Source organism: Vibrio sp. 1CM24A, from assembly GCF_023161725.1.
In the GTDB taxonomy this organism is placed as follows: domain Bacteria; phylum Pseudomonadota; class Gammaproteobacteria; order Enterobacterales; family Vibrionaceae; genus Vibrio; species Vibrio coralliirubri.
Map to the genome: position 1 here is coordinate 220,233 of NZ_JALNTS010000004.1, position 11,873 is coordinate 232,105.

13 protein-coding genes are annotated in these 11,873 nt (G+C 44.8%); 6 read left to right on the forward strand and 7 right to left on the reverse strand.

The annotated features are described in order from the left end of the window. Window positions 1-242 precede the first annotated feature (242 nt). Window positions 243-1,268 (forward strand): LacI family DNA-binding transcriptional regulator, encoded by a 1,026-nt coding sequence (locus MSG38_RS10870; RefSeq protein ID WP_248401845.1) that lies wholly within the window; start codon window positions 243-245, stop codon window positions 1,266-1,268. A 68-nt stretch (window positions 1,269-1,336) separates the two neighbouring features. Here the strand turns inward: MSG38_RS10870 and MSG38_RS10875 are convergent, their stop codons facing one another. After that, entirely contained in the window at window positions 1,337-2,839 is a 1,503-nt protein-coding gene (locus MSG38_RS10875) for an arylsulfatase (RefSeq protein WP_048616722.1), read from the reverse strand. 9 nt (window positions 2,840-2,848) lie between these two features. Next, window positions 2,849-3,238 carry a DUF4345 domain-containing protein gene (locus MSG38_RS10880; RefSeq protein ID WP_050622079.1) on the reverse strand — a complete coding sequence of 130 codons (390 nt, stop codon included), beginning with the start codon at window positions 3,236-3,238 and terminating at the stop codon, window positions 2,849-2,851. A 139-nt stretch (window positions 3,239-3,377) separates the two neighbouring features. Between MSG38_RS10880 and MSG38_RS10885 the strand changes: the two genes are divergently transcribed. Together MSG38_RS10885 and MSG38_RS10890 are read left to right on the forward strand one after the other, a co-directional pair. Continuing rightward, entirely contained in the window at window positions 3,378-4,148 is a 771-nt protein-coding gene (locus MSG38_RS10885) for a DUF481 domain-containing protein (protein WP_248401846.1), read from the forward strand. 366 nt (window positions 4,149-4,514) lie between these two features. Continuing rightward, a complete protein-coding gene (locus MSG38_RS10890; RefSeq protein ID WP_048614692.1) occupies window positions 4,515-5,075 on the forward strand; it encodes a hypothetical protein in 561 nt (186 codons plus the stop codon). Window positions 5,076-5,137: 62 nt separating this feature from the next. Here MSG38_RS10890 and MSG38_RS10895 read toward each other — a convergent pair whose 3' ends face one another. The 3 genes from MSG38_RS10895 to MSG38_RS10905 form a co-directional block, all read right to left on the reverse strand. Continuing rightward, window positions 5,138-5,539 carry a globin gene (locus MSG38_RS10895; RefSeq protein WP_048616730.1) on the reverse strand — a complete coding sequence of 134 codons (402 nt, stop codon included), beginning with the start codon at window positions 5,537-5,539 and terminating at the stop codon, window positions 5,138-5,140. Window positions 5,540-5,709: 170 nt separating this feature from the next. After that, window positions 5,710-6,090: a VOC family protein gene (locus MSG38_RS10900; protein WP_248369084.1), complete on the reverse strand. Its 381-nt coding sequence runs from the start codon at window positions 6,088-6,090 to the stop codon at window positions 5,710-5,712. 76 nt (window positions 6,091-6,166) lie between these two features. Further along, window positions 6,167-7,051, reverse strand: a complete 885-nt coding sequence (locus tag MSG38_RS10905; RefSeq protein WP_050646353.1) for a LysR substrate-binding domain-containing protein — start codon at window positions 7,049-7,051, stop codon at window positions 6,167-6,169. Window positions 7,052-7,155: 104 nt separating this feature from the next. On the opposite strand from MSG38_RS10905, the gene MSG38_RS10910 reads away from it, so the two are divergent. Both MSG38_RS10910 and MSG38_RS10915 read left to right on the forward strand, forming a co-directional pair. Further along, the gene (locus tag MSG38_RS10910) at window positions 7,156-8,484 is read left to right on the forward strand and encodes a 6-phospho-beta-glucosidase (RefSeq protein ID WP_248401847.1); all 1,329 of its coding nucleotides are present in this window, start codon (window positions 7,156-7,158) and stop codon (window positions 8,482-8,484) included. Window positions 8,485-8,593: 109 nt separating this feature from the next. Next, window positions 8,594-9,358, forward strand: a complete 765-nt coding sequence (locus MSG38_RS10915; RefSeq protein ID WP_248401927.1) for a carbohydrate deacetylase — start codon at window positions 8,594-8,596, stop codon at window positions 9,356-9,358. Window positions 9,359-9,375: 17 nt separating this feature from the next. Here MSG38_RS10915 and soxR read toward each other — a convergent pair whose 3' ends face one another. Both soxR and MSG38_RS10925 read right to left on the reverse strand, forming a co-directional pair. After that, the gene (soxR, locus tag MSG38_RS10920; RefSeq protein WP_248401848.1) at window positions 9,376-9,816 is read right to left on the reverse strand and encodes a redox-sensitive transcriptional activator SoxR; all 441 of its coding nucleotides are present in this window, start codon (window positions 9,814-9,816) and stop codon (window positions 9,376-9,378) included. Between the two features lie 152 nt (window positions 9,817-9,968). After that, a complete protein-coding gene (locus MSG38_RS10925) occupies window positions 9,969-10,928 on the reverse strand; it encodes a LysR family transcriptional regulator (RefSeq protein ID WP_012604456.1) in 960 nt (319 codons plus the stop codon). A gap of 130 nt (window positions 10,929-11,058) precedes the next feature. On the opposite strand from MSG38_RS10925, the gene MSG38_RS10930 reads away from it, so the two are divergent. Further along, window positions 11,059-11,871, forward strand: a complete 813-nt coding sequence (locus MSG38_RS10930) for an enoyl-CoA hydratase/isomerase family protein (protein WP_050644619.1) — start codon at window positions 11,059-11,061, stop codon at window positions 11,869-11,871. Window positions 11,872-11,873 lie beyond the last annotated feature (2 nt).

Sequence of the window (11,873 nt, forward strand, 5' to 3'; positions counted from 1 at the left end):
CGGTATGTTGCTCATTTTATGGGTAAATTCGAAATCTAAAGCTCTGCTCTTACGCAGAGCTTTTTTGTCACTACCTCTGTAATCCTACTGTTTTCCCAATACAGAGAATGGGTTATACCCAACATCAAATTCAAAATAATCATTATTCCTTATTTTTCATATCATTCCTTGGTATTACTTTATGAGTACGTACCTAAATATGTTACTCTGTGCGCAGTTAATTTGGTTCAAAAGTGTGGTCTATGAGCTCTCCAAAACACTCCACGGCGTCAAAGCCAACCGTCACCTCTAAAGATGTCGCTAAACTTGCTGGCGTTTCTCAATCAACTGTATCTCGTGTATTTGTCCCGGGCAGTTCAGTGTCTGAAAAGACCAAGCAGAAAGTGTTCGATGCAGCAAAATCGTTGAACTATCGTCCCAATGCCTTTGCCCGCAGTCTGACGACGAATGAGTCCAAATTGATTGGCTTAGTTTTTCCAGATGCCGACTACCCTATCCACATGAAAACTCTGCAGCTTATCTCTACTGAGCTACAAAAACAGGGTTACTCTGCGGTATTGATTCCTTGGCAAGTTGATGGAAACGACAACCACTCGATTCCTAATATCTTCCAATACCGAGTTGATGGCGTAATTGCTGCTTCCGCGACCTTTAATAAGTCGCTTTATGAAGAGTGTGAAGAGTTCGACATCCCTATTGTCCAGTTTGCACGTGTTGTTGAAGGGACGAAGAGTAGCCACGTGGTGAGTGACAACTACGCCGCAGGCCAAGTCGCCGCTCAGCATTTACATAGCGTAGGAACAAAGTCAGCGGTTTACCTGACAGGTAACGTACCAACCTACACCAACGGTGAGCGTGAATCGGGCTTTTGCTCAGAATTCGAAGATCTCACTGGCAAGCAAGCTCGTGTTATTGAAGCTGACTATGACTACCTTGATGCACTAGAGACCATCCGGACTCTGTTTTCAGAACCCACACATCCTCAAGCGATTTTCTGTGCGACAGATAACCTCGCGATGGCAGTAATGGATGTGGCGCGTTTAGAGTTCAACCTGCGTATTCCAGAAGATCTTCAAGTGATTGGTTTTGATGATATCCCACAGACTCAATGGTTGAACTACCAACTCACTACCTTCAAGCAAGATTTCAGACGCCTTGCACGTGAATCCGTGAAAATTGTCGTTAGCCAGATTCAAGAGCAAGACACGAGCTTAGTTAAGCTGATGGTGCCAGTGAAGTTTATTGAACGAAACACGACGCTAAAATAGAACCAACGTTAAGACGCATTCAAATAAAAATCCCGTTCAGTGTGAGCGGGATTTTTTATGATATTTAACTAGTTACCCACACCACCGGTCTTCTCTGCCGGAGAATCAGGCGTTACTGGAGGCCACTCTTGGAAGGTTGCTAGATGTTGTTGGACAGCAGCTTGTGCAGGACCAAATGCCCACATTTTTTGTCCCATCCATTTTAGATACATGCCCGATTCTTCTGCCGCTCGCTCGTATGGGTCACGGCGTAAGTTAAACAGTAATGGTGCATTTAGCTCTTCTTTAGGACCACTCCAACCGTGGTTTTGCACGATGAAATGCGCCTTCCAATCACCAACACGAACCGCTTGCAGCTTGTCTCGTTCGTAGTAGTAGATCTCTTTCCGGTTTGACTCGCCTTTCTCAGTCAGCATATCCACTTGGTTGTAACCATCAAGGTGCGCTTTAAAGCCATCGTGACCTTTCAGCAGTTTCTCTTTTAGATCCGTTGGACCACCAGCCGCAGCGACCAGAGTGGGTAACCAGTCCATACCATCAAAGATGCCATTGCCTACAGTACCCGCAGGGATTTTACCCGGCCAGCTAACCAGTGCAGGGGCTCTTACACCACCTTCCCAAGTTGTGCCTTTTTCACCGTGATAAGGTGTCATACCGCCATCAGGCCAAGTCATGATCTCTGGGCCGTTATCGGCAGTGAAAATGATGATGGTATTGTCGGCAATACCGAGCTCTTCCATTTTCGCCATCATCTCACCGACATGATCATCAAGATCTTTCATGACCACTTCTTGAAGCCCCCAACCATTTTGGCCAAGCATCGCTTCGTATTCAGGTGAAAGATGCGTCCAAACGTGACCTCGTGATGGACAGTACCAAGTGAAGAAGGGCTTATCCGCTTCAACCGCCCTTTCGATGAAGTTGATCGCGTGTTTATTCACTTCGTCATCGAGGGTACGCATACGCTCGATCGACAATGCACCATCGTCTTCGATCGTTTGACCACCTTTACCGTCTGATCTTGCGTAAATAACATTACGAGGTGCAAAGGCATCCAAAGAGCCATCTTTTGGCCAATCTGGATCTTCTGTGTATTCCATTGCATTCAAGTGATACAACCAACCCCAATACTCATCAAAACCATGCATTGTCGGTAGGAATTCATCTCGGTCACCGAGGTGGTTTTTGCCAAACTGACCCGTAACATAACCCATGGTTTTAAGGATTTCAGGAAGCGTTGGTGTGTCAGCACTTAAACCAACTGGGCCACCTGGCAATCCAACAGAGTGCATGCCGGTTCGCACTGGAAGTTGACCCGTTAAGAATGCAGAACGACCCGCCGTACAAGAAGGCTGAGCGTAATAATCTGTCAGTAGCATGCCCTTTTCAGCAATACTATCGATGTTCGGTGTTTCACTACTCATCACACCATTGTGATAAGCACTCAGGTTTGATATCCCAATATCATCCGTGAAGATAACAAAAATATTCGGTTGCTCTTGTGCTGACCATGCCGATAGCGAAAAGCTACTCAACACACTCATCACAACAAGGTGGAAAATCCTTTTCATAGAATGTCCTTATACTGTTTCAGATTGCTCTTTGTGAACCATTTTTATTCCTACCAAACCAAAGCCAAGCTCTAATAGTAGATAGACGACAAGTAGCCAGTGAGGCATGCCATCTATCAACAAGCTAATGACTCGACCGGCAGCCAAACCCAACATGAAGACCACCAAACTGTAGAGTGCTGGCAATCGGTATTTCTTTAGTAACGCCCCTGCTATCCAAAACAGAGCCAACGCTAAGTACAACCCCATCACGGCACGAAAGATATGAGTGACATTGATAGGGCTAGCATCAATTCCGAAAAGATAATCAAGGGAGACAACGGGGGCATAACCGTACGACAACGCAATCGGTGTTAAACCCAAAACAGCGACGAACAAAAAAATGCTTTGTGGCTTCATATCCTTACTCTTTTAATTTGGCTCTTTTCAAAAAACATAGTCTACAATCAGCAATATACAAGTTGCATATGTGAAAAATGGATAGTTAAAACACACATTCACATTCGTGCTATTTCACATCGAAGATAAGGATATCAATATGGCTAAATGGCGTTACCTACTCGCATCAGCATTGGCTGCAAGTTCAACCGTAAATGCTCAGGAAGTAAGCGAACAAGCGGATACAAAAAAGTGGCAACATAGCTTCGAAATTTACGCGCTTGCACTCAATATCCGTGGAGACAGCACCATTGGTGGCTTGTCAGCAGATGTCGATGTTGATCCTGCATTCATCATGGATCATCTTGATATGACCGCAATGGTGCGATTAGAAGGTATCTATGACAATCAGTGGGGCTATTACATTGATTACAGCTTCATGAAGTTAAGCGGAAAAACAAACTCAGTGTTAGGTAGCAACCTAGAGGTATTGAGGGGCAACCTTGATATCCGACAAGGTGTTTTAGATGTGAAGGGGTTTAAGCGCTACCAGTACGATTTTGGCACGATTGATTATCTGTTTGGGCTTCGTTGGTGGGATAACGACATAGATGCCAAGCTTTACACTTCAGTTGGCGACTTAAATAGAAGTAAATCATTAGATGAAGATTGGATAGATTACCAAATAGGTGTGAGATGGATAACGCAGATCAATAAGGATTGGAAGTTTCACGCAACTATTGATGCAGGGCTTGGTAATGACACCAACTTTACCTCATCTCTCTTAACTGGACTTAGATACCAGATAAACAGTTGGTCTGACTTAAATGTTGCCTACAAATCGACCTGGGTTGATTACGAAAACAAGGGCACCTTTGAATACGATACTGCATCGCAAGGGTTCCTGATTGGTTGGGCTGCTCACTTTTAATCCAATTATCGTAACGTGTTAGAACCTGGGCCAACCCAATATTGCTCATTTGGATTTAATTTCTATTAAAACGTAAGCCTCAAATGATTCATACCTCTGGTGGTGCTCTCTATTGCCAGAGGTTTTTCTTCGTGAAACATGCACCGCCCTCCCTCAAAGAAAATCCATAAAATCATAGAGTAACACCTGAACATCGTTCATTTAATCTATCTAAAAAGTTGTAATTTTAGATCATGGAAATACAGGTTTATATCTTGAGATATTTAATCTTCATTTAATCCTTCCCGCCCCCATTCGAACAGTGTTTTTTATTTTGAGAATATCGCTAGAATCCTCTCCCGAAATTTACAAACCAGAGTGGAAACAATGAAAAAATTAACCTTAGCAGCTCTTACGATTGCCTCAGTTACCGGCATCGCATCAACTTCAGCTTTTGCATCAAATGAAATGTACGCACTAGGCGGTTTCGGGATGGATGATGGCGATGTCGGTGGTCAATTCACATTTGGTAGCCAAGTCATGCAAAGCAACTGGTATGTTGAATCAACGTTGCTTGTTATCAGCACTGATGAAAAAGATCTTAAAACAGAGCAAGAGTTCGATTCTTTAATGCTTTCATTAACACCTATGTATAAGCACAGCTTCAGCGAAAACTTCGCTGTTTATGGTAAGGCGGGCGCTTTTTACGCACACTCAGATACCAAATTGGTGTTCCTATCTAGCGATAATAATGAAGTCCGCAAAGGGTCCCATGGTGATCTTGGCTTAACTTACGGTATCGGCGCAGAATATAAGTCACTAAAACCCGTTTTCGGCCACTCCAAGTTTGTGACTCGAGCTGGATTTGATTGGTATGAGTTCGGAGGAAGTACTGGTTGGTATACCACTGAGTCGGCACTAAGTATCCAAGCAGGCTTTACCTTTTAATTGAGTAGAAAAAATGAGTAAGCCTCTCGTTAGACGAGGCTTACTTCGTTACACATTTTGATTCAGACTACGCACTCTTTCTTCATGATAGTTAAGCCAGCTTCAAGAGTTTCTGTCCAAGCTTGTTCAACGCTTTCATCATAGTGAGGATCGTATTTTTTAACTGTATTGAGTAACGAATTGAACCACTCATTGAGTTCTTGCTCAGAGATATCCATTCCTAAATCTTTATGTCGCTTCCCAAGCTTTTTCACCGAGTTTCGTACGCTCGGTAGACCAGCAGAGTTATAGATAAGAATGATCGAGGCTTTAAGCATCTTGGTTTGCTGCTCTAACCCTATCTTTTCAAAACGTTCTGAAAACCTTGGGTTATGCTCGCAAAAATCCGCCAAAAACGTTTCGAGAAATTCTTGGTCAATCCGGCAGCGCTCAAAGCTTTCATAAAACAGTTCATTCGGTTTCATTTAGCCAGTCCTTTGCAAAATTTTGAGTCTTCGGGAAGCTAACAAGTTCAGAGCCGCGACTTCGCCAACTCTGAACCATCAACATGATCTAAGTATACGCCACTGTGGCATAAAATGAACGATGGCATAAGGCGAACTGTGGCATAACGTATACTATGACATAAAGCGAACTATGGCATAAAGTGAGTTGCACAGATCTTGTTTCCATCAGGATCTCGCAAATAAGCCATGTACAAACGACGCTCATCAGAACCTCTCGCTCCGGGACCGTTTTCAATACTGGTACCGCCATTCTCGACGCCAATCCGATGCCACTCATCTACAACTTCAGGAGAAGAGGCAAGAAAACCCACCGTCATGCCATTGCCGTGAGTCGCAGGCTGACCATCAATCGGCTTCGTTAAACCCAACACACCCGTTTGGCTAACGTAAACACAGCGCCCTTTGGGATCCACAGAGCCTTCGCTATAACCAAGCACCTTCATGATTGGGTCATAAAAAACCTTCGCCCGTTCAATATCTTCAGTACCGAGAAAAACATGGCTGAACATAACTAACCTCTTCTTTTATTGAAAGAGCCACCTAAACTAGACCTATAATTCGTGTTTGTCTAGGCACGCTATTCGGTCACAACTGTTGCTTAACCCATTGAGCAAACACCTGAAACTTAGTTCGTTGCTCCATGCCTTTCGGGCACACTAAGTCATACCCTTTACCCGACTCAATACTCATAAGAGGCGCGACCAACAAGCCTTGTTCAATCTGCGGTGTCATAAATTCTAACCGCCCTAGTGCTAGCCCCATCGATAATATCGCCGCATCCATCGCCAAGCGGTTATCACTGTAATAGTCACACTGAAGTGCGCAGTTGGTATCACTTTGAGCTTCATACAACCAACGTTGCCACGCAGTGATATCACCACTATGAATGAAACGAACATCGTCTAAGTGTTGAATGCCTTGGTCTAGTTTGAAGCGTTTCGCATATTCAGGGCTACACACAGGGGTTCTTACTCCACTGAATAATCGCTCGCTAAAATGGTTTGGGTAATGGCCTTCGCTATAGAAAATTGCCACGTCATAAGGTTCAAACTGGAAGTCTGACTGGCTCTGTTTGGTTTGCAGTTTGATGCTTAGATTCGGATACAAGCGTCTGAATTCTGGGAGGCGCGGCATCAACCATGATGAAGCAAAATAAGGCGATGTCGCGATGTACAGCTCCCCACTTAGCTCACCCGTTTGAATATCCATGAGTTCGGAAAAGATAGACTCGAACGAGACGTTCAACATGGATAACACGCGCTGACCTTCTGGCGTCAGTTCGAGCTTTCTTGTCTTGCGCACAAACAGATTGAACTTCAGTTGTTGTTCGAGTTTTTTGATGCGATGGCTGACCCCTCCCTGAGTTAAGAAGAGCTCATCGGCGGCAAGTGTAAAGCTTAGATGTTTGGCTGCAACACTAAAGGTGTGCAGCAGTGACAGCGTTTGTTGGCGATTTTCGAACAGCCCCATGCATTAACCTCACTAATTCATAAGTCGTCATAACTGGTTTGTCGGTGTATGTGACCATCATATAAATTAAACCAAGTAATCTACAACATTAAATGGTGAACAGCATGCAACAGAATCGAAAACTCAAAGTAACCGTGATTGGTGGTGGCTCAAGTTACACCCCAGAGCTCGTTGAAGGACTGCTCAAGCGCCATCACGAATTACCTATCTCTGCTCTGTGGTTGGTCGATATCGAAGAAGGCATGGAAAAAGCAGAGATAATCGCGGCGCTCACCAAGCGAATGATAAACAAAGCGGGCTGTGAGATTAATGTTCACCTCACCACGGATCGAAAAGCAGCCCTGAAAGACGCGGATTTTGTCTGCTCTCAATTTCGCGCCGGAAGAATGGAAGCAAGATTACGTGACGAGAGGATTGCTCTGAAATATCGCATGATCGGCCAAGAGACCAATGGTTTAGGTGGCTTCTCTAATGCGTGCCGAACCATTCCGATTGCGCTCGAGATAGCGAAAGAGATGGAAGTGTTGTGTCCGAATGCGTGGTTACTCAACTTCACCAACCCATCGGGCATGGTAACGGAAGCACTGATTAAGCACTCATCCATTAAAACCGTTGGTCTATGTAACGTTCCCGTCAACATGGAGCTAGGCGCGGCGAAAATGCTCGGTGCAGAACGTAAAGATATCACGATGCAGATCGCAGGATTAAATCACCTAGTGTGGGCTCGTAAGGTGCTTCATAAAGGTGAAGACAAGTTGGGAGAACTCATCAAGCAACTCCTTGGTGGTAACGATCAAATGATGCCAAAGAACATCCCTCCCTTTGAGTGGGACGCAGAACTGATTCGTTCTCTGAACATCGTTCCTTGTGCTTACCTACGTTACTACTACCAATCCAGAGACATCTTAGACAAAGAATTTACTGCGTCTGAAAACAGCACCAATCGCGCAGAATTAGTTGCCAAGGTTGAACAACAGTTATTGGAGATCTACAAAGATCCCATGCTCGATACCAAACCTAAATTGTTAGAAGAACGAGGCGGTGCTTATTACTCTGAAGCGGCCTGTGAGCTCATGAGCAGTATCCACAACAACAAACGTTCTATCATGCACGTCAACACTCGCAACAATGGTGCGATTCAAGGATTACCCGATGACTGTGCGGTAGAAGTAAGTTCGGTAATCACCAGCAGTGCAATCCTGCCACTGAACGTTGAACCTTTTGAAAGCGACACGCTGCACTTGATTCAGCAGATGAAAGAGTTTGAAACCTTGACCGTTAAAGCGGTGATGACAGGTGACATCGCAACAGCAAAACGGGCTCTGATCTTAAACCCTATCGTCGATAGTGGATCGCACATCGACGAGGCTTTGCAAGAAACCATTCGCGAGAACTTAGACTTCATGCCTGCGTTCGCTCATCGACTCGCTTAACGTGGCATTTTGTTAGCCGCCAATAAGCTCGGTGATAACAGCTAATGAGCTCAGTGATCGCAGAGCTCATTCAAGATATTGAATCCAAATCTTTTAATAAGAGGTCATGATGAAATTGATACTCAACGCCGATGATTTCGGCCTCACTGAAAGCGTGAACCACGGCATCGTCGACTGCTTTAAGGCGGGTTTGGTTAAGTCGACCACCATCATGATGAATCAACCGGGTACACAGCACGCGATTGAGCTCTATCATCAAGGTTTAGTCTCTGAAGTTGGCTTGCACTTTACGGTCACCGCAGGTAAACCACTGACGCCACCAGAGTTAATTCCGAGCTTAGTCGACGAGCACGGCCACTTCTTGAGCAACGTTACTCTATTCGATAAATCAGATGTAAATGAAGATGAGGTGATGCTCGAACTCAACGCGCAATATCAAGCCGCTGTCGATGCCGGTTTAAAGATTAACCATATCGACAGCCATCACTTTGGTGGCGTATTTAAACCTCTAAAAGCTGCATTTACCCGCACAGTGAATCGCATTGGTCTGCCAGTTAGGCGAATCGATAACATCTTGAGTGGCCAAGATGCACTGCGAGTGCCAACGCCAGATGCTTTCGACATGCGTTTCTTTGACCAAGGCGTATCACGGAATGGCCTGCAAGATTTATTACTGAGCTACCAAGCTATGATGCCTGACGGTGTGCTTGAGTTAATGTGCCACCCTTCATCAGTGGCAAGTGAACAGCTTAAGTCCCTATCAAGCTACAGTGATAAACGCGTCGATGAGCATCAACTTCTCACTAACCCAGAGCTAAAACAGTGGCTAGCTGACCATCAGATTGAGTGCATTGGATTCGACGATCTCAGATAAGATACATTAATTCAGGGCTACTCAACGATCCGTTGTGCGCCCTGCCCTTGGTCATGCAGAATATCTTCAGGGTTCAACAAGTGGCATTTCTGCATACTCAAACACCCGCAACCGATACAGCCTGTTAAGTTCTCTTGTAGCGATTTAATCTGCGCCATTTTACTGTCGAGTTGCCCCTGCCACTTCTTAGCTACGCGCTCCCAGTCTCGCTTAGTCGCGGTATGGTTCATCGGTAAGCTAGACAGCTCTTCGGTAATCTCTTCTAGCGTAAATCCTATCGACTGAGCGACTTGAATCAGCGCAATTCGACGCAGCATCGCTGATTGATAACGGCGCTGATTACCATTAGTTCGAATAGAAGCTATCAAACCCTTGGTTTCGTAAAAGCGTAAGGCCGAAGGAGCCACGCCACTGCGCTCTGCCAACTGGCCTATGCTGAGATATACAATGTTTCTCATGATCTTTCACTTCCTGTTTGAATAGCCGTTTCATCCTGATAATGACCAGTATAATAGAGTTCACTTTAACTTGAAGTTTTGGTTCAAATTTAGGTTTGGACTAAGTTACAAAATACGCCGAACAAAGAAACCTAACGTATTGATTTTCTGAGCTATGATTTTGTTCTCTGATTACCATACATGTCGTCAAACCCGGGAATGCCTTGCTCCCATACAGGTTTATCTTCACCGACAATGGTTTTCAATGTATCAATGAAGAGCTTGGTTTTTATGGGGGCATCTCGATGTGGGTACACCGCATAAAAAGTACCAAAGTCATCCAAGTTTAAGTGAGTCATTATAGGCACCAACTCTCCACTGAGCACTTCATCTTCAATCATCTGCGCCGTGACGACCGCGAGAGTACTGCCGGTTAACGCACTCTTGGAAATCATCTCAACATCATTCACTTTATAAGCGGCATTAAGCTGAAAATGCTGCGCTTGCCCTTCTTGATCGACATAAGAAAACTTATCGATCAACAAACCCGGAGCGGCATAGATAGTCGCAGGTAATGACTCAAGTTTTTCGATGGTGTTGATCTCGCCATGCTGAGCAATGAACTCAGGTGAAGCGACAATCAACAATCGACTTCTGGCTATCTTGCGGCTGATTAGGCTAGAGTTTTTGGGCTTACCAATACGGAAACCAATATCAAACCCTTCTTTAACCATATCGACGATTCGGTCTTCGAGTCTCAATTCAAAATCAACATCTGGATACTGCTTCTGGAAAACCGCAATCGCCTGCTGAACATATTGTCGACCGAACATGGTCGAGCTGGTGATTCTTAATAACCCTCGAGGCTCTGCATGATAATTTTGCGCCAAGCGTCGAGTATCGTTCAACAGTGCACGAAGCTGATGCGCTTGATTGACCATCTCATTGCCTGCGGCTGTCAGAGATAACGAACGAGTGGTGCGATTGAGTAACCGAACATCCAGCTCTTCTTCAAGACGGCTAATCTGTTTAGAGATAACGGAACGGTCGACGTTTCTTTGCTCTGCCACTTTGACAAACGAACCCAGCTCAACCACTTCAAGTAACAATAATAAACGACTCGATATATCCATAACGCCCTTTGTTGCATTTAAAGCACCAATTAAGTGCCAATATGACTATTTTTCTCATCTTATTACAAATCTATAGTAGCTGCACATAACGGAGACAACATTCAGTCCCGACCTAATAGAGGAACACCCCATGACACTACTATCTGTGACTAACCAAAATGGCATCGCAACGGTATCAATCAACAACCCACCAGTGAACGTGCTGACTTTCGACTTGATCAACGAGATCAATGCCTTTGTACTTTCATTGAAAGATGATCGTGATACTAAGGTTGTGGTCTTTAAATCATTACATGAGAGCTTCTTTCTGGCTCACCTAGATCTCAATGTGATCAACGGTACACAAGGTGGACAAGCTGGTTCGATTGAATTCAACCACATGATTGAGAACATTAAAGCGATGAAACAAGTCTCTGTCGCGGTAGTTGATGGCGTAGCTCGTGGGGGCGGTAATGAATTTGTGATGGCGTGTGACCTTGCTTACGGCACTGAAAACTCGGCGTTCGCACAACCAGAAATTCATGTAAACATCCCAACGGGTGGCCAAGGAGCAGTTCAATTTGCAAGACGCATGGGCAAAAACAAAGCGCTACAAGCTTTACTGCTTGGTAACGACTTTACGGCTCAGCAAGCAGAAGACCGTAACATCATTACGCAGTTCGTACCGAAGGCTGAGCTAGAGGATTTCTTAGCAGCGACACTCGGTGTGATCAGTCAATTAGAAGTACGTGATATCGTGATGTACAAAGAGATCATCGCAGCCTCAATCAAAGATGAGCAAGCGGGCGCTGAGCTAGAACTGCGTTACTTCTTAGAGCGCGCAAAAGAGCAAAAAACCGCAGCAATTATCGGTGCGTTTCTAAAACACGGTGGTCAAACTGAGCGTGAGGCGAAAGACATTCAAGGTATCTTCGTTGACACCGCAGCAGAGTTATCACAATAGAC